This window comes from Yoonia rosea (assembly GCF_900156505.1).
GTDB lineage: Bacteria > Pseudomonadota > Alphaproteobacteria > Rhodobacterales > Rhodobacteraceae > Yoonia > Yoonia rosea.
The window spans coordinates 1-17,434 of the sequence record NZ_FTPR01000002.1; the positions used below are offsets into that span (position 1 = coordinate 1).

Genomic DNA, 17,434 nt, shown 5'->3' on the forward strand with positions numbered 1-17,434 from the left:
ATCGCAGCGGTCAGGGTGGTCTTGCCGTGGTCAACGTGGCCGATTGTGCCAATGTTTACGTGCGGCTTATTACGTTCAAACTTTGCCTTTGCCATGGTGTGGCTCCTTCAAATTTAGGTTTGGGCGGCGGGGCAGGCCCCGCCCTACAGGGTGGTGGGTAGGGCGGGGTTCACCCCGCCATCCCGATTAAGCGTATTTTGCCTGGATCTCTTCCGAGATGTTGCTTGGCACTGGATCGTAGTGGTCAAACTGCATCGTAAACTGCGCGCGGCCCGAAGACATGGAACGCAGTGTGTTGATGTAGCCGAACATATTCGCCAGAGGCACCATCGCGTCGATGACAATCGCGTTGCCGCGTGTGTCCTGACCCTGCACCATGCCGCGGCGTGATGTCAGGTCACCGATGATCCCGCCGGTATATTCCTCGGGTGTGACCACCTCGACCTTCATGATTGGTTCGAGCAGTTTCGCACCAGCTTTGCGCATGCCTTCACGCATACACATACGGGCCGCGATTTCGAACGCCATGATCGAGGAGTCAACATCGTGGAACTTACCGTCGATCAAAGCCACCTTGAAGTCGATCACAGGGAAGCCGGCCAACGGGCCGTTATCCATGACAGACAGGATGCCTTTTTCAACACCGGGGATGTATTCCTTCGGCACAGCACCACCAACGATGCGGCTTTCAAACGAATACCCCTCGCCCGGAACTGTCGGCGAGATGATCATCTTCACTTCAGCGTACTGACCGGAACCACCAGACTGCTTCTTGTGGGTATAGGTGTGCTCGACTTCGTGGCCGATGGTCTCACGGTAGGCCACTTGTGGCGCACCGATGTTCGCTTCGACTTTGAATTCGCGCTTCATGCGGTCGACAAGAATGTCGAGGTGCAATTCGCCCATGCCCTTCATGATGGTCTGACCGGATTCCAGATCGGTTTCGACACGGAAGGATGGATCTTCTGCTGCAAGACGCGCCAGAGCGATACCCATCTTTTCCTGGTCGGCCTTTGTTTTCGGCTCGACCGCGATCTCGATCACCGGATCGGGGAAGGTCATTGTTTCGAGAACAACAGGATCGGCTGCATCACACAGTGTGTCACCGGTTGTTGTGTTCTTCAGACCACCCAGCGCGATGATGTCACCGGCCCAAGCTTCGCTGATCTCTTCGCGGTTGTTGGAGTGCATCATCATCATACGGCCAACACGCTCTTTGTTACCCTTGGTAGAGTTGAGCATGGTGTCACCCTTCATCAGCTTACCGGAGTAGATCCGTGTAAACGTCAAAGAGCCGACAAACGGGTCGTTCATGATTTTGAACGCCAGACCGGAGAACGCCATGTTGTCATCCGCACGACGTGGGATGTTGCGTGTCTCTGTCTCGTCGCCGGGCTTGAAGCCCATGTAGTCAACGACGTCCATCGGGCTTGGCAGATAGTCGACAACCGCGTTCAGCAGAGGCTGAACACCTTTGTTCTTGAATGCAGAACCACCCAGTACAGGCACGAATGCCATCGCCAGCGTGCCCTTGCGGAGCAGCTTGCGCAGCGTTGGAACGTCAGGCTCGTTGCCTTCGAGGTATTCCATCATCGCGTCGTCGTCCATTTCGACGGCGGCTTCGATCATCTTACCACGCCACTCGTCAGCCATGTCTTTCAGGCTGTCGCGGATTGGCGCTTTGATCCAGGATGCACCCAGATCTTCACCCTGCCACAACCACTCTTCCATGGTGACAAGGTCGATCAGGCCTTCGAGCTCGGTCTCGGCACCGATTGGGATACCGACTGGGACAGCTTTTGCACCGGTACGGTCTTCGATCATGCGCACGCAGTTGAAGAAGTCGGCGCCGATCTTGTCCATCTTGTTGACGAAAACCATACGCGGAACTTTGTAGCGGTCAGCCTGACGCCAAACGGTTTCTGTCTGCGGCTCAACACCTGCGTTGGCGTCAAGAACACAAACCGCACCGTCAAGCACAGCCAAAGAACGCTCGACTTCGATGGTGAAGTCAACGTGGCCGGGTGTGTCGATGATGTTCAGGCGGTGCTTTGGGCTGTCAGGCTCAACGCCGTTTTCTGTGCGCTCCCAGAACGTGGTTGTCGCAGCAGAGGTGATCGTGATGCCACGTTCCTGCTCTTGCTCCATCCAGTCCATGGTGGCGGCACCATCGTGCACTTCGCCGATGTTGTGTGATTTACCGGTGTAATACAGGATGCGCTCGGAACAGGTGGTTTTACCTGCATCGATGTGCGCCATGATCCCGAAGTTACGGTAAAGTTCGAGGGGGTAATCGCGTGCCATTGTGGTGCTTTCCTCTTACCAGCGGTAGTGGCTGAACGCTTTGTTCGCGTCGGCCATTTTGTGGGTGTCTTCACGCTTCTTCACGGCTGTGCCGCGGCCGTTGACCGCATCCATCAGCTCGCCAGCAAGGCGCTCTTCCATGGTGTTTTCGTTGCGCTTTTTCGCAGCTGCGATCAGCCAGCGGATCGCAAGCGCTTCGCGGCGCTCGGGGCGCACTTCAACAGGCACCTGATATGTCGCACCACCAACGCGGCGCGAACGCACTTCGACGGCTGGCTTGATGTTATCAAGGCTCTCGTGGAAGACTTCCACAGGGGATTTCTTCAGCTTGTCTTCAACGCGGTCAAAAGCGTTATAGACGATACGTTCGGCGACGGATTTCTTACCGTCAACCATCAGGTTGTTCATGAACTTGGTCAGAACGATATCACCAAACTTTGCGTCTGGCAGAACTTCGCGTTTTTCAGCGGCGTGACGACGTGACATGTGTCGGTCTCTCTCTTGTTTCTCTACGCAGTCCCGGACTTGATCCGGGACCTCTTGGCGGTTGACGTGGAGGTCCCGGATCAAGTCCGGGACTGCGTCATAACTTACTTAGGACGCTTCGCGCCGTACTTCGAACGACGCTGCTTACGGTCTTTGACACCTTGTGTATCAAGCACACCGCGCAGAATGTGGTAACGCACACCTGGAAGGTCTTTTACACGGCCGCCGCGGATCAGAACCACAGAGTGTTCCTGAAGGTTGTGGCTTTCACCTGGGATGTAAGAGATGACCTCAAAGCCGTTTGTCAGGCGCACTTTGGCAACCTTACGCATCGCCGAGTTCGGCTTCTTTGGTGTCGTTGTATAAACACGTGTGCAGACGCCGCGCTTCTGCGGGCAGCCTTCCATGTGCTGAGATTTGGATCGTGTGACTTTTGGCTGGCGCGGCTTGCGGATCAGCTGCTGAATCGTTGGCATCGTTTGATGTTCCCATCTATTCACATTTTGCGTCCGGCAAACGCGGGTTTCAAAAAATATGCTTCCAGTTCGGAAAGCACAAAAATTCCGCAGTCGAACCCTTACCGGAGGTTCGGTGCGGTGAGCTCCAGAGGAACAAAGCTATAAAAACGCTCGGTTCTTGGCCACTACGTGGTATGATATCGGGACGACGAGGGATTGCCCCCAGCCCGGATGAGCGGCGTATAGGGGGAGTCTCTTGGCCTGTCAACAGCGCCATGACAGCGACGCGACTTCTGCGTCGCATGCCTGCAATTCCACCTCTGTTATCCCATATCATGCAGGCTTTATTGCTTAGCAGATCACACTGGCCTCAGGTCATGCGCCAAGGCGCGCCCGTCGTGCCATCCAATGCAAACACCCTTTGTAGGAGACCCACATGATGCGGTTTACAGTCAGCCTTATGGCACTTGCTACCCTTGCCGCCTGCGCCACCACCACCGCAGCGCCCAATGCCCCAACCGTTTCGTCGCGCGATGTCGACAACGCGATGTTCGAGGCAGAGCGCGTCGCTGATCTGCCGTTCACTCCACTGTCGGACCTGCCCTCTGGCGGTGTCACATACCGTGGGCACGTCGGGGCTGATGTTACGGGGGACGCGCAGGGCAGTATTCTGGGCGATATGACAATGCTGGTCGATTTCGGCGACAACGATATTTCTGGCAGCGTCACCAATATCAACCTGATTGATCCAGACGGCACCCCGAACCAACGGTTCGGCGGCAGCCTTGGCATAACCGGCACCGAAACACGTGGTGACCTCGATGCCTTTGCATCCGGTCAGATCTCGGGTGTTGATAACGACGGTTTCGCGGTCGACAGCCAGATGGTGCTGACACTCGACGGAACTGTGCGCGATGATTTCAATGAAGGCGACGCCGTCTTTGGGTCTGCAACGGGCTTTGCGACAGGCGATTTCAACATGGACGTGAACGGCGTGTTCTTCGGCACCGCGAACTAGGGCTATCTATCTGATCCGGTCCGGAACCATCCGGGTCCGGATCCGCAGCTTGGTTTCCCGATAAAGCGTAAAAAGCCCCGTCGCGACAACAATGACACCGCCCGTCAGCGCAAGCGCATTAGGCCATTCGCCGAACACAAGCACCCCGAGGACGAGCGCCACCAGAAGGCTGGTGTACCGAAACGGTGCCACAAACGCGATGTCCCCGAAACGCATAGCGCTGACCGAGGCGATGTATCCGAAGATCAGAAACCCTGTCGCGCCCACTAGCTGCAACCCAGAAAGCGCGGTGAAGGGCTGCCATTCCACGAACAGCGAACCAACCCCGCCAAGCCCCGTCACACCGACCGCTGCGACAAGGGCGACAAAGACAGACGGCACGCTACGCGACATCCTGCGCACCGCGATATCACGCAATGTGACACAGGCCACCGCCCCGAGCGCATAAAGGCTATATGCACTGAAATCCGCGCCACCCGGCTGGATAATCAAAAGAACACCGCAAAAACCGACGATAATAGCCGAAAGCCTGCGCCAACCCAAAGGCTCGCGCAGGAAAAGCGCCGCCGCCAAAGCAACCGAGAGCGGTAGGACTTGCAAGATCGCGCTGACATTCGCGATGGGCATGTTGAACAACGCGGTCAGAAAAAAATAGGTGCCGCCGATCTCGCCCATGGTCCGCAGGATCACGAGCCCCCAATCCCGCGCGGGGAATGTAAAGCGCAGCTGCCCCAGCAGCTTGCACATAAAGACAAGGAATACGATCGCCCCGAGACCGCGGATGAAGATGGCCTGAAACAACGGAATTTCATCCGCCAACGACTTCATAAAAGCATCGTTAAGCGTAAAGGCGCACATCGCCCCTATCATCAGAAGCGCGCCGCGAATATTGTCTGATACCATCGGCATGGTGTTGGCGTATCAGCGCGTATGACACCTGACCAGCGTTATCGTAGGACGTGCACCGCACATTTGGCATGGCGCACCACTTTGGCCGCAGTGGACCCCAGCAGATAGTCCTGCATGCCCGGCTGATGGCTGGCGACGATGATCAGATCAACAGCGTTCTTTTCGGCAAAATCCAGGATGGTGCGGGAGGCATGCCCATCCACAACAACTGCGGTCGCGTTGTCGACATCCGCCACCAAGGATTTGAGGGTCTCGACCATCTCGGCCTTCGCTCCCTCCAAATGGCCCGGAGGAAGGTACTGCATCGCATATTGCGGAAGCTGCTCGATCACGTGCAGACAGGTGATTGCACCGCCCTCGCCGCACAGGGCCGTAGCGATTTCCATCGCGCCTTTGGCATTGCGGTCGGCTTCGAATGAGACGGGAACAAGGATATTCTTGTACATGGTGTGTTTCCTTTTCATGCTGACCCCAGTCTAGCCACGCTAAATGACACACGCATTGATCTGGGTCACACACAGGAACAGCGCCCCCACTGACTAATGGTTCCAGTCCAAGACCGGGCTGCACCAGAACTGGATACGGGATTATGATCCGACCACGGGGCGGTACATGCAGGCCGACCCGCTGGGGCCCGTGGATGGGGCGAGTGTGTATGGCTATGCGCTGCAGAACCCGGGGCGGTATGTGGATCCGACAGGGGAATTTATACCTATTCTTGCCGGAATTGCGCTTGGTGCAGGTCTCGATCTAGCGCTACAATTGTGGCGCAATGGCGGCGACATTAACTGTGTCAACTGGGCCGAAGTCGGCTTGGGCGGAGCCTTAGGTGCATTCGGAGGTGGTTGGGCTCGACACGGGCTTCGGGGAGCACGCGCCATGAAATGGAGCGAGGTTACCTCAGCTTTCAAGTCGTCCTCCGGCGTGTCGAGTGGAAATATATCACATCACGCGATTGTACGCGCATTGAAAGGTCATCCCCCTGGTTGGAGGAATGGATGGTGGAACCTTACTCCAATGACTCGTTTGAATCACAATAAGCTGCACAATCAATTTCTTCGAAGGGGTACCCGTCCGTTTGGCCGGTTTGGGAGATGGTGGCATGGGACTCCTAGATGGCTGATGGGTGCAGAAGCCTCCGCAGCTACCGGATTTGCTGTCGAGATGGCAGATGACGGATGTGGCTGTAGAAGCTAGACTTTGCAAGTCTGGGATCAACAGTAGTCTAGCGGCTTCAGATTATGCTTAGATGCAAAAAGAGAGTGATTGCGGAAATGAACATACCGAAACTACCAATAGCTGTTGTTTGCCCTGACTTTCTTGTTACGGACGTCTCGACAGATTCGGAGCTCTCGGAAAGAATAGGATACTGTTTTGAAAAATACGGTTCCACTGGCTGGCGGATTTTTGGCACGCACGGTGATGAGTTTCTTTTGCAGTCTGCTGAGGAAAGAAACGCTAGTTTTTGGTCGCGAACATTTTTAGGAAAAGACTCTAATTACTCCTTTTCATTCAAACTCATAGGTAATCTAGACAAACATGAAATAGGAGAGATAATTTTGAGGCATCTTGCAAGCAAGAAGAATTGGTGGTGGAACAATGACGACATAGTGTCTTTGGACTTAGTGCGTAATGCGATCAATGAAAGCGTCTCAATATCCGACATGTTTGGGAAACTTGGTTGGTTTGCGCCAGAAGTTGTCTAGCTTCACTTCAGGGGCACTCTTGAGCAAAGAGCCTTTACGATCAACGGGGTGATACAGGCGGAGTATGAATACAACGCCCTCGGCCAGCAGGTGATCCGACGGCTGACGCAGGCGGGGCAGACGATCCATTCTATCCACGACACGGATGGCAACCGGATTGCGGAGTATCTCTATGACGAGAGTGCCGGCACCAGCAGCCTGATCCGCGCGGGCCAAGGCGGGGACCTCCCTCACCTTGGTTTTTTTGATCAGTGCTGTTCCGGTACCAGAATCTCGCGTTTGCCGACGTGGTTGGCCGCACTGACAACACCTTCGTCTTCCATCTGTTCGACCAGACGCGCGGCCTTGTTATAGCCGATTGCCAGTTTGCGCTGGATATAAGAGGTCGAGCATTTGCGGTCCTTGATCACAATCGCCACGGCGGTGTCATAGAGCGCATTTTCGCTATCCGATCCGTCGCCCAGACCCAGCACCAGATCGATGCTGCTTTCCTGATCGTCAGATGGTCCCTCGACCACACCAGACATATACTCAGGCGGGCCAAAGCCTTTGAGGTGGTTCACGATCTCTTCGACTTCTTCATCGCTCACGAAGGGGCCATGCACGCGGGTGATCTTGGACCCGCCCGCCATATAAAGCATGTCACCCATGCCCAAGAGCTGCTCGGCACCCATTTCACCTAAAATCGTGCGGCTGTCGATTTTCGAGGTCACCTGAAACGAGATGCGCGTCGGGAAGTTGGCTTTGATCGTCCCGGTGATCACATCGACCGACGGACGCTGTGTCGCCATAATCAGGTGAATGCCCGAGGCGCGCGCCATCTGCGCAAGACGCTGGATGCAGGCCTCGATCTCTTTACCGGCGACCATCATCAGATCGGCCATCTCGTCCACGATCACGACGATATAGGGCAAGACCTCGGGCTGGAATTCCTCGGTCTCGAAAATCGGATCGCCGGTTTCATCGTCAAAACCTGTCTGCACGGTGCGGCTGAACATTTCGCCCTTGGCCAGCGCGTCCTTCACGCGGCCATTGAAACCATCAATGTTGCGCACGCCCATCTTGGACATTTTGCGATAACGCTCTTCCATCTCGCCCACGACCCATTTGAGCGCGACAACCGCCTTTTTGGGATCAGTCACAACAGGCGACAGCAGATGGGGGATGCCGTCATAGACGGAAAGCTCCAGCATCTTGGGGTCAATCATGATCATCCGGCATTCTTCGGGTGTCAGCTTGTACAAGAGCGACAGGATCATCGTGTTGATCGCCACCGATTTACCCGAACCCGTGGTACCCGCGATCAACAGGTGAGGCATCTTGGCAAGGTTCGCGATAATCGGCTCACCGCCGATATCCTTGCCCAGCGCGAGTGGCAGTTTCTGGTTGCCATCACCAAAGTCACGGTGCGACAGAATTTCACGTAGAACCACCTTTTCGCGGTTCTCGTTCGGCAGTTCGATGCCGATCACCGACCGGCCTGGCACGGTGGAAACACGCGCCGAGAGCGCCGACATGGAGCGCGCAATATCATCGGACAGACCAATGACGCGCGACGCTTTCAAACCCGGCGCAGGCTCAAGTTCATACATGGTCACAACAGGACCGGGGCGTACCGAGACGATTTCGCCCTTCACGCCATAATCATCCAGCACGCTTTCCAGCATGCGGGCGTTTTCCTCCAGTGCCTCATCGCTCAGATGATGGCGCTGGATTTCGATCGGGTTCATCAACAGACCCAGCGGCGGATGCTCATAGCTCGCATATTTATCGTCAAACTTCAGTGCAGGTTGTGCTTCGGCCTGTGCCTGACGCGAGGGTTGCGGCGGGCGCTTGGGCGGATGCTGAACAACGCTGCGCGGCTCTGGCGCGGGCGGTGTAGGCACCCGCACCTCGGGGATTGGCATATGCGGTGCCGCCATGCATTCCATCTCATTCGCACGGTCCATCACCGTCTCGTCGGCGCTTTCCAGCACTGCGTCGTCGACACTTTCCAGCGCCGGCTCTTCTTGTGGCGCGAAGACCAGCGGCTTCGGTCCGCGCCCTGCGGTCAGCGAAGGCTCGATCCGGACACCCGTCGGGGATGGCGGTGTGGCGCGGTTCTTGATCGCATCCGCGATCCGCGCACTCACACGGTCTGCGCCGCCCGCGGCCGGCACACCGTGCGCGACAGGTTCCCGCGTCACCAATTCAGGTTCCGGCATCGGGTCATTGCGTTTCAACAGACCAGACAGGAAACCACCCTGCGGCTCTGGCGCGGTGGCACGGGCCGGAGCAGCAAGCGGTGGTGCCGGTGGCATTTTTGGGACCGTCACAGGTGGCTGAGATGTGGGCATGACGGGGTTCGCACGCACAACGGCTGCGGCGCGCGCGCGCGCATCGTCGGCCAGTGGCGGCACCGAGAAGGGATCGTCGACGGCAGGCTCCTGCGCGCGGGCCGCGCGGATTTCATGCATTTGTTCGCGGCGTGCTTGTACGGTCGCGGTCATGCCTTGTGCGGCCTGCGCGGAAAGTGCGGCCCCTTTGCCAAGGACACGCAGCGCCATCGCATAAAGCATCACTGTGCCCAGAAAGGCAAAACGCCCGCCAGTTTTCAGTTCAGGGCGCGTAAATCCAAGCACAAACGCCATGAGCGCCAGCAGCGCCACACCGGTCAGGAAGGACAAGAGCTTCACCCCGAAGATCGCACCAAAGGGCACGATCGTCAGAATAACACCAAGGACGGTATCGCCAAACAGCCCGCCCAGACCAAAGTTTGCAGGCCAATCCACACCCGGCGTCAGGGTCGCCGCATGGACAGACGCCAGCACAATCGCAACCGGTGCAAAGATCACACGGCCGATGGCGCGTTCTTGGCCGTGATGCAGAACAAAGCGCAACCCCCATGTCAGCAAGATCACAGGCATGACCCAAATGCCCAGACCGATCACCATCATCAGCGGGGCAGCGACCGACGCACCAAAATGGCCCAACCAGTTTTGCACAGGCGCATCTGTTGCGGAAATCCAGCTGGGATCATCCGGAGAATAGCTGCCCACCATCACCGCAATCAGCAGACCGATACAGATCAGGCCAATGCCCAAGAGCTCTTTGCTGCGTTTCTCGATCGCGGCCTGCGTGGTGCTGTCCAAAAGCGGATCGCGCCGCCGGGATTGGTAAGATGCCATTACTCTTGTTCCTCAACCATATAGACAGTCGCGGATCAGGGTCAGACCGCGCTGCATTTCTTGTGTTGGGGCCACCATGGCGACCCGAATGTATGTCTTGCCGGGGTTGTCCCCGTTTATCTCTCTGCTCAGATATGCGCCGGGCAGCACACGCACGCCGGTTTCCTGCCACAGCTTGACGGCGGATGTTTCACCATCCTCGGTCGGCAACCACAAAAAGAAGCCCGCCTGCGGAGACTGGTAGCCGTCAACATGGCCCAGAATATCATCCGCGATCTCGTACTTGCGGTGATAGAGGGCGCGGTTCTCGATCACATGCGCCTCATCGTTCCATGCGGCAGCTGCAACCGCCTGCAACGGCTCGGGCAGCGGCGCACCGGCAAAGGCACGCAGTAAGCGCACACGCTCCATCGACTTTGGCCCACCCGCGCAAAAACCGGACCGCAGCCCCGGCAGGTTCGAGCGCTTGGACAGCGAGTGAAAGATCACAACGCGTTCGGGATCGGCCCCCATCTGCGTTGCAACCTGCAAGGCACCGGGGGGCGGTGTGTCGCGGTATATTTCGGAATAGCACTCATCAGCGAAAATGATGAAATCATGCTTTTCGGCAAGCGTAATCAGACTGCGCCAATAAGCCTCATCTGCAACTGCGCCTTGGGGGTTGGCGGGCGAGCAGATATAGGCAATCGCCGTGCGGTCCAGAACATCGGCAGGCAACGCGTGGAAATCAGGCAAATGGCCTGTCTCTTTGACCGCAGGGACATAGACTGCCTCGGCACCCACAGACAGAGCCGCCACCGCATAGACCTGATAAAACGGGTTTGGCGTCAGGATCACTGGTGCGCCGTTCTTCTCTTCGCGGCAAAGCGCCATGGCGGCGTTATACAGCCCCTCGCGGGTGCCGTTCAGCGTCAGAATTTGGTGATGCGGCATATCCAGATCATAACGCCGCTTGAGAAAACCGCCGATCGCGTCCAGCAAAGCGGGTGTGCCATAGTTATCGGGATACTTACCGAAACCTGCCAGATTGTCCGCAATGATATCGCCCACAAAACCGGGGAACGCATGGCGTGGTTCGCCGATCGTCATGTTGATCGTCTCGGACGCCTGTGTCGGCACGTCTAAAAGAGCACGCAAGCGTGGCCACGTCGCTGCCGGAAGGTCCGAAAACCGCTCAGGAAATACCATAACTGCCTCAATTTACGGGATCATTTCGCCCCGCTTTTTTCCAAACTAACGCGGCAGTGGGCGTTCTGTCCAGAAGAAGGGATCAGTCTGCGCGGAATTTGTGGCTTTTCGGTCAGTTAGGGGGAAGAATGCGACAACCCTTTAGCTACCCCAAAGCCCGCTCTGCCGCCGCCGCCAGCCGCAACAGCGCCGCCTCGGTCCCGTTTTGTCCGTTGAACATGATCCCGCAGGACGGCACGCCGGTGGGCAGCGTCACGGAGCACACATCCATCAAATTCGCGATCCGGGTGTTGCGCAGAGCCAGCAGGTTCTCGGTCTTGTAATACTCAGCATCCGACAGCAGCCGCGCGGCATTGGGTGGCAGGTTGGGTGCAGTCGGCATGATCACGGCATCAAATCCGGCTGTGGCAGCATAGTATTTCTTGCGGATCTCGCGCACAAGGTTCCAGCCCGCGCAATAATCGGCACCGCTGACAGCCTTGCCCCCGCGCACCCGCTCAAGGATTTGGGGGAACATCTTCTCGGGGTGCGCTTCGACGAGCGGGCGCCACCACCCGTAACTATCCGCACCGTAGAGCGGGCCTGCGACGTCAAAGGCTTCCATCAAGGGTGCAAAGGCACGGTGCTCAACACGCGCACCGGCGGCCTGAAGGCGTTCCACGGCACTTAGGAACGCCGCCCGCGGGGCGTCGCGCACATCGTCGGGCGCGATTGTGTCCAGTACCATCAGACGGACCCCCTCAAGGCTGCTCCCTGCAAGATCAACGACGCGGCTGCCCTCTAGCGCAGCAAGCAAAAGCCCCGCATCCTCAACCGACCGGCACAGCGGACCAACGGTATCAAAGGTCAGACACAGCGGCACGACACCCTCAAGCGACAGGCGGGCGTGGGTCGTCTTGAGCCCCACCAGATCATTCCACGCCGAAGGAATGCGGACCGACCCCCCTGTATCAGAGCCGATACCGGCGGCAGCCAGTCCAAATGCAACCGAGGCTGCAGCCCCTGACGAAGACCCCCCCGGCACGGCATCGGGGTCATTCACGCAAGGCGGTGTTGCGGTGATCGGGTTCAGCCCAAGGCCGGAGAACGCGATCTCGGACATATGCGTCTTGCCAAGGCAGACCAGCCCCGCAGCCGTGGCGTTTTGCAAGACTTCGGCATCCGTGTCCGGCACGCGGCCTTCCATCAGTGCCGTTCCCGCCTCGGTCGCCACACCTGCGGTATCAAACAGATCTTTCCAGGACACCGGCACACCGTCCAGCGCACTCCGGCGCATCCCTGCCCGCGCGCGGTCCGATGCCGCCTGAGCCTCGGCGCGGGCGCGATCATGCGTCACACGGGCGTAGATGCGGTCGCGGTGCTCGTGCGCATCAATCGCGTCCAGATAGACCTCGGCCAAGGCGACCGGATCAATCGTGCCCGCACCAATCGCACGGCCCAGATCCGCCGCTGTCATCCATCGCCAGTCTTGCATATCATTCTCCTGTTCGCGGCCACGGTAGCGGCCAAGCAGCGCATGGACAATCCCGTCCTGACACGCATATTGCACGGTATGAAAACAGATCTCATCATTGTGGGCGGCGGGCTCAACGGGCCGGCCCTGGCACTGGCAACAGCGCAGGCAGGATTTACCGTCACGATTATCGACAGCCTCCCCCTCGATACCCGTAAACGGGTCGGTTTTGACGGGCGCAGCTATGCACTTGCGTTGGCATCCAAACGGCTTTTGGGCGGCATCGGCATCTGGCCGCACATTGCCGACAACGCCCAACCGATGCTGGAGATCAAGGTGACCGACGGGCGTGCCGGCGAAGGGCCGTCCCCTTGGATGATGCATTTTGACCATGCCGAGATCGAAGAAGGGCCGATGGGCTTTATGGTCGAGGACCGCCACCTGCGCCGCGCGTTTCTGGATGCCATGGTAAAAGACGACCGGATTACACATCTGTCGGGCGAAACCGTTGTCGCCCAATCGGTTGATGCCGGCGGGGCGCAGGTCACACTGGCCTCCGGCACGCAGATCAGCGGCAAGGTGCTTATCGGCTCCGACGGGCGCAAGAGCGGCACCGCCGAGCGCGCCGGGATCAAGCGCACGGGCTGGGGTTACGGGCAAACGGCGGTCGTTTGCGCCGTAAAGCACGAACACCCCCACGGCGGTATCGCGCATCAGTTCTTTATGCCCGCAGGCCCTTTGGCGATCCTCCCCCTGACCAAGGACCGCAGTTCGATTGTATGGAGCGAAAGCGATGCGCGCGCGCAGGCACTGATGGCGATGAACGATGAAGATTTCCTCGACGCCCTGCGCCCTGCCTTTGGCAGCTTTCTGGGGCAGATCAGCCTGACTGGCGCACGCTTCAGCTATCCTTTGGGCCTGACGCTTGCCAACAGTTTCATCGCAGAGCGCACCGCGCTGATCGGCGATGCTGCCCACGGTGTGCATCCGATTGCAGGACAGGGCCTGAACGCCGGTCTGCGTGATGTGGCGGCCTTGGCCGAGGTGCTGGAAAGCGCGCGCGCACGCGGGGAAGACATCGGCGGTGCGCAAACGCTGGCGCGGTATCAGACATGGCGGCGATTCGATACCGCGACACTCGCTTTGGCAACCGACACGTTCAACCGGCTCTTTTCCAATGACAACCCACTGCTCCGCGCCGCGCGCGATATCGGCATGGGTCTGGTCAACGCTGCCCCGGGATTGCGGCGCACCTTTATCCGCGAAGCGGCGGGCCTGACGGGTGATTTACCGCGACTGATGCGCTGATCTGGGGTAGGTGTTGCGCTGAACGGCGATGGTGAAGATCAAATGCAAGTAGAGTGGTTGCCAAATTCAAGCGCGCTAACGGACGAGGCCCCGAGAAAAGTTGCAGTCACAGTGCCGTCTTTGGACAGCCTGCTTTCCGATCTGAAAACCCGTTTTGAAAGGAGGCAAGGTTTTGCCCTCGCCACGCTGAACCTCGATCATGTCGTGAAATTGCGCGATGACCCCGCGTTTCGGACAGCATATCTTGCACACAGCCATGTCACGGCAGATGGCAACCCGATCGTCTGGATGTCGCGTATTGCGGGCGCCCCCGTCGACCTGTTGCCGGGGGCAGACCTGATTGCACCGCTTTGCGATCTGGCGGCCACCACGAAAGTGCGTGTGGCGCTTTTGGGCAGCACAGAGGAAACGCTGACAGCAGCAGCCCGCGCGTTGATGGCCCGCCATGCCGGTCTTGACGTTGCTTTGTGCGTGTCCCCCCCGATGGGTTTTGATCCGTCAGGCAGCCTCGCAGATAGCTATATTACACAGCTCGCTAATGCCGACATCGGGTTGTGCTTCCTCGCACTCGGCGCGCCCAAGCAAGAACTCTTCGCAGCGCATGCAGTTTCAAAAATTGACACGGTCGGGTTTGTGTCCATCGGCGCCGGACTGGATTTCATTGCGGGGACGCAAAAGCGCGCGCCGAAATTCATTCGTCTCATTGCGGCCGAATGGGTGTGGCGGCTTATGACTAACCCTAGGCGGTTGGGCCTGCGATACGCGCGGTGCATCGCGGTGCTGCCACAGTTGTTTTGGTCCGCGCTGATGGCGCGTTGCGGCACAAAGGCAGACAATAGACCAACATAGGCGCAGCCAAGCTATCGATACTCCGTAAAGCTGCTCAGGTCACGGCCACCAAGGATTGCTTCATAAACGCGGAGTGTATACCGAGCCTTCGCATCCCAGTCATAGTAGCTGTGCGCATAGTCATGACCCTTTTGTGCCATCGTGGCATGTGGTTCGGGATCAGCAATGCATCTTTCCATTGCTTTCCTATAATCATTGACCAAACCCTCCATCGGCTGCAAGCCAATGGCAACGCCCCTGCCATTTGACGCAAGATCACCCGGCGCCCCGTAATTGGTTACAAGACAGACCATGCCAGAGGCCATGGCCTCAATCACCACCCCTGCCCCCAGTTCTCGGATTGATGGGAAGACAAACGCATCGCACTGACGCATGAAATCAGCGACCTCAGCTTGAGTCTTGCGCCCTTCAAAGATCACCCGCTCCTCGGCACCTGCAGCAGAAACGATTTGCGCCAGTCGCGCGTGCTCGGGTCCATCTCCGACAATATGCAGCGTATGTTCTTTCAGAACCTCAGACGTCGCAAAAGCGCGCACGACCGCCTCTGGTACTTTATAGGGCACCAGTCGGCCCGCAAATAAGAATCGTTTCGGGCCGGAACCGGAGAAAGGGGCCGTTCGGCCATTGGCATGAAAAACACCGGGGTCAAAACCGATTTCGGGGAATGGTACAATCTTTGCCGGGTTCGTCGATCTTAGATCATCTATCGTATGTTGAAAGCCCGCCATAACACAGGCCGCATTCTTGTAGGTCGAACGCGCAAAAGGCAGATAGCGGTAAAGACCGCGCAGCTTGCGCAAACCCTCACGTTCGCGTTTCTGCTCTCCGGAAAAGGCCGCAGGCCAGTCAAGGTTGCCATTCAGCGGACCGATAACGAATGGCGTGTTCGTACGGCCGGATAGATAGCTGGGCATGGCCGGGGACATGGGTGTGACACGATGCACAATGTCGAATTCATTGTTGCTCAACGCAGAACGAAAACCAGTGTAGGCCTGACGTTCAAAAGCAAGATAAGGCAAATAGGACATAATCTGGCTCGTTGACCATGCAACCTCATCTCCACCGCGCAGAATACGCTCAAGGCGATACATCGGCGCTGCGAGCCATTCATTGTCGATGTACCGAACGCGATCAGAAAGCTCTTTCGCTTTCTCAATGTTTTGACGGTTCCGCACATGGGTGACGACGGTGATTTCTGCAACTTTGCTGAGTGCACGCGCATATTTGTAGCCAACAATCGGCAACGAAGGCCACTCGGGATTACAGTGCTCGGCCAGAACAAGAATGCGCAGTGGACGTGTCATTAGTTACCTTAATCACTATATTTGATTTCAAGGCTACAGTGCGCGGCAGATTGGAGCAATTCATTGATCGTTGCTCACTTCGAACAGATCGCGCTTTTGCAAGCAAAGCGGGCCACCATCGGCCGTCTGATCCGCAATGCATGATCAAGCGCGCTGCTTCCAGTACTCCTGCCAACGCTGCTGCAATTGCGGTCCCATCCACTGTTGCGCCTTAAGCTTCTCTGGTCTGAAATCCTTAAATGCCGTCTCGGCCTTTGGCAGCCGGTTCTTCGCACCCCACAAAAGTATATTCAGCGCCATCGTCGCCCAGACATTTGCAAGCGCAGGATCGTTATGCCGGCAGGAAAGCGCGCTGCGGTATGCCACATATGCAAATTGATATTCCTTATCGCCACCAAACTGGAAACGTTTCAACCTTGCGAGCAGACTGTTGACGCGCTTGATTGGTGGCATCTTTTGCAAGCGTGGCAAGTCCCCTTCCACGCCCTTAATTGGTTCGCCGACCATCACCTCGGGAAACAATTTGGCTATCTGATAGTGGTAGTAGGCGCGTGGACCACCCCAATAATGTTCGATTAAGTCTTCGCAAGTAGCAACGTCAGTGTGTTGCGTAAGGACAATGGAAGTTGCGAGTTGTTCTGCAGTGAACATATCGCACAGGCGTACGATTTCCCGCATCATCGCGATTGCATCTGCCATGTAGTGCGCATCGGATGGATCCAGACCGACAACACCTGTGTTGTACATCAACGTCGAAGGCGCAATTTCGTATCCCGCTAAAGCACCGCCGCTGTCCTGTATCAATGCTTCCCACTGTCGCCACGCAGAGCTGTCGACGAGAGAGTGCTCTCTTTCGTTCAAGAGCGCGCGGCCGGGCCCCACGCGGTCGAAAAGGTACTTAGGGTGTGCCCGAAATATTGTATCAGCATCCACCATGACGATGGGTGTATCAAACAGATCAAGCGCGTAGGCTAGCACATGTTGCTTGGCCGCGTGGGCAAACGTTCCTCCCAATTGCCAGTCGTGGATCACTTGGTCTTCGATCAGAAGCTGCTCGGCAGGGAGATCCGACCGCATATTTCTGCGATCAGAAGCAAATACCACTCTTATATCAGCTGGATCTTGCCGCAAGAATTGTTGTGCTGAAAGGACACTGTAACTCAGCTCGAGATGGTACTCGCGCCCCACCGATCCGTACAAGAAAAAAAGCAGAGTTCTCATATAACACGGTCCTGCTACAGCGCTCTACGTGAAGAACATAAACCATCTACGTTTCTACAGCAT

15 protein-coding genes and 1 pseudogene are annotated in these 17,434 nt (G+C 57.4%); 4 read left to right on the forward strand and 12 right to left on the reverse strand.

Translation table 11 applies throughout. The features are described 5' to 3' along the window. The 4 genes from B0B09_RS11300 to rpsL all read right to left on the reverse strand — a co-directional run. On the reverse strand, positions 1-95 hold a 95-nt coding region (locus tag B0B09_RS11300; protein ID WP_018590913.1), incomplete at its 3' end, for a GTP-binding protein. Positions 96-186: 91 nt separating this feature from the next. Further along, positions 187-2,304, reverse strand: coding sequence for an elongation factor G (gene fusA / locus B0B09_RS11305; RefSeq protein ID WP_055294778.1), 2,118 nt, complete (start codon positions 2,302-2,304; stop codon positions 187-189). A 15-nt stretch (positions 2,305-2,319) separates the two neighbouring features. Next, positions 2,320-2,790, reverse strand: coding sequence for a 30S ribosomal protein S7 (gene rpsG / locus B0B09_RS11310; RefSeq protein ID WP_055294780.1), 471 nt, complete (start codon positions 2,788-2,790; stop codon positions 2,320-2,322). Positions 2,791-2,894: 104 nt separating this feature from the next. Then, on the reverse strand, positions 2,895-3,266 hold the full coding sequence (gene rpsL, locus B0B09_RS11315; protein ID WP_055294782.1) for a 30S ribosomal protein S12: 372 nt from the start codon (positions 3,264-3,266) through the stop codon (positions 2,895-2,897). Between the two features lie 418 nt (positions 3,267-3,684). Between rpsL and B0B09_RS11320 the strand changes: the two genes are divergently transcribed. Next, a complete protein-coding gene (locus B0B09_RS11320; protein WP_076659915.1) occupies positions 3,685-4,266 on the forward strand; it encodes a hypothetical protein in 582 nt (193 codons plus the stop codon). Positions 4,267-4,272: 6 nt separating this feature from the next. Here B0B09_RS11320 and B0B09_RS11325 read toward each other — a convergent pair whose 3' ends face one another. Then, the gene (locus B0B09_RS11325) at positions 4,273-5,175 is read right to left on the reverse strand and encodes a DMT family transporter (RefSeq protein ID WP_076659916.1); all 903 of its coding nucleotides are present in this window, start codon (positions 5,173-5,175) and stop codon (positions 4,273-4,275) included. A gap of 38 nt (positions 5,176-5,213) precedes the next feature. After that, complete coding sequence (locus B0B09_RS11330; RefSeq protein WP_076659917.1) at positions 5,214-5,621, reverse strand: universal stress protein; 408 nt, start codon at positions 5,619-5,621, stop codon at positions 5,214-5,216. Between the two features lie 112 nt (positions 5,622-5,733). Between B0B09_RS11330 and B0B09_RS18235 the strand changes: the two are divergent. Further along, positions 5,734-6,372 (forward strand): annotated as a pseudogene (locus B0B09_RS18235) (RHS repeat-associated core domain-containing protein); the annotation flags it as partial. 455 nt (positions 6,373-6,827) lie between these two features. Here the strand turns inward: B0B09_RS18235 and B0B09_RS17975 are convergent. The 4 genes from B0B09_RS17975 to B0B09_RS11355 all read right to left on the reverse strand — a co-directional run bounded on the left by B0B09_RS17975 (position 6,828) and on the right by B0B09_RS11355 (position 12,710). Beyond that, a complete protein-coding gene (locus B0B09_RS17975; RefSeq protein WP_076659919.1) occupies positions 6,828-7,115 on the reverse strand; it encodes a hypothetical protein in 288 nt (95 codons plus the stop codon). A 14-nt stretch (positions 7,116-7,129) separates the two neighbouring features. Beyond that, positions 7,130-10,048, reverse strand: coding sequence for a DNA translocase FtsK (locus tag B0B09_RS11345; protein ID WP_076659920.1), 2,919 nt, complete (start codon positions 10,046-10,048; stop codon positions 7,130-7,132). Between the two features lie 12 nt (positions 10,049-10,060). After that, entirely contained in the window at positions 10,061-11,236 is a 1,176-nt protein-coding gene (locus tag B0B09_RS11350; RefSeq protein WP_076659921.1) for an aminotransferase class I/II-fold pyridoxal phosphate-dependent enzyme, read from the reverse strand. Between the two features lie 145 nt (positions 11,237-11,381). Beyond that, complete coding sequence (locus B0B09_RS11355; RefSeq protein WP_076659922.1) at positions 11,382-12,710, reverse strand: amidase; 1,329 nt, start codon at positions 12,708-12,710, stop codon at positions 11,382-11,384. A gap of 42 nt (positions 12,711-12,752) precedes the next feature. Between B0B09_RS11355 and B0B09_RS11360 the strand changes: the two genes are divergently transcribed. Both B0B09_RS11360 and B0B09_RS11365 read left to right on the forward strand, forming a co-directional pair. Then, complete coding sequence (locus tag B0B09_RS11360; protein ID WP_076659923.1) at positions 12,753-13,997, forward strand: UbiH/UbiF/VisC/COQ6 family ubiquinone biosynthesis hydroxylase; 1,245 nt, start codon at positions 12,753-12,755, stop codon at positions 13,995-13,997. A 42-nt stretch (positions 13,998-14,039) separates the two neighbouring features. Next, complete coding sequence (locus B0B09_RS11365; protein WP_076659924.1) at positions 14,040-14,846, forward strand: WecB/TagA/CpsF family glycosyltransferase; 807 nt, start codon at positions 14,040-14,042, stop codon at positions 14,844-14,846. 11 nt (positions 14,847-14,857) lie between these two features. On the opposite strand, the gene B0B09_RS11370 is transcribed toward B0B09_RS11365, so the two are convergent. Together B0B09_RS11370 and B0B09_RS11375 are read right to left on the reverse strand one after the other, a co-directional pair. After that, a complete protein-coding gene (locus tag B0B09_RS11370; RefSeq protein ID WP_076659925.1) occupies positions 14,858-16,150 on the reverse strand; it encodes a glycosyltransferase family 4 protein in 1,293 nt (430 codons plus the stop codon). Between the two features lie 144 nt (positions 16,151-16,294). Then, positions 16,295-17,371: a hypothetical protein gene (locus tag B0B09_RS11375; RefSeq protein ID WP_076659926.1), complete on the reverse strand. Its 1,077-nt coding sequence runs from the start codon at positions 17,369-17,371 to the stop codon at positions 16,295-16,297. Positions 17,372-17,434 lie beyond the last annotated feature (63 nt).

Bases quoted from the DNA above. Each gene is read 5' to 3' on its own strand.
- fusA (WP_055294778.1), bottom strand. From the start codon at position 2,304: ATGGCACGCGATTACCCCCTCGAACTTTACCGTAACTTCGGGATCATG.
- rpsG (WP_055294780.1), bottom strand. From the start codon at position 2,790: ATGTCACGTCGTCACGCCGCTGAAAAACGCGAAGTTCTGCCAGACGCA.
- rpsL (WP_055294782.1), bottom strand. From the start codon at position 3,266: ATGCCAACGATTCAGCAGCTGATCCGCAAGCCGCGCCAGCCAAAAGTC.
- B0B09_RS11320 (WP_076659915.1), top strand. From the start codon at position 3,685: ATGATGCGGTTTACAGTCAGCCTTATGGCACTTGCTACCCTTGCCGCC.
- B0B09_RS11325 (WP_076659916.1), bottom strand. From the start codon at position 5,175: ATGCCGATGGTATCAGACAATATTCGCGGCGCGCTTCTGATGATAGGG.
- B0B09_RS11330 (WP_076659917.1), bottom strand. From the start codon at position 5,621: ATGTACAAGAATATCCTTGTTCCCGTCTCATTCGAAGCCGACCGCAAT.
- B0B09_RS11345 (WP_076659920.1), bottom strand. From the start codon at position 10,048: ATGGCATCTTACCAATCCCGGCGGCGCGATCCGCTTTTGGACAGCACC.
- B0B09_RS11350 (WP_076659921.1), bottom strand. From the start codon at position 11,236: ATGGTATTTCCTGAGCGGTTTTCGGACCTTCCGGCAGCGACGTGGCCA.
- B0B09_RS11355 (WP_076659922.1), bottom strand. From the start codon at position 12,710: ATGCAAGACTGGCGATGGATGACAGCGGCGGATCTGGGCCGTGCGATT.
- B0B09_RS11360 (WP_076659923.1), top strand. From the start codon at position 12,753: ATGGACAATCCCGTCCTGACACGCATATTGCACGGTATGAAAACAGAT.
- B0B09_RS11365 (WP_076659924.1), top strand. From the start codon at position 14,040: ATGCAAGTAGAGTGGTTGCCAAATTCAAGCGCGCTAACGGACGAGGCC.
- B0B09_RS11370 (WP_076659925.1), bottom strand. From the start codon at position 16,150: ATGACACGTCCACTGCGCATTCTTGTTCTGGCCGAGCACTGTAATCCC.
- B0B09_RS11375 (WP_076659926.1), bottom strand. From the start codon at position 17,371: ATGAGAACTCTGCTTTTTTTCTTGTACGGATCGGTGGGGCGCGAGTAC.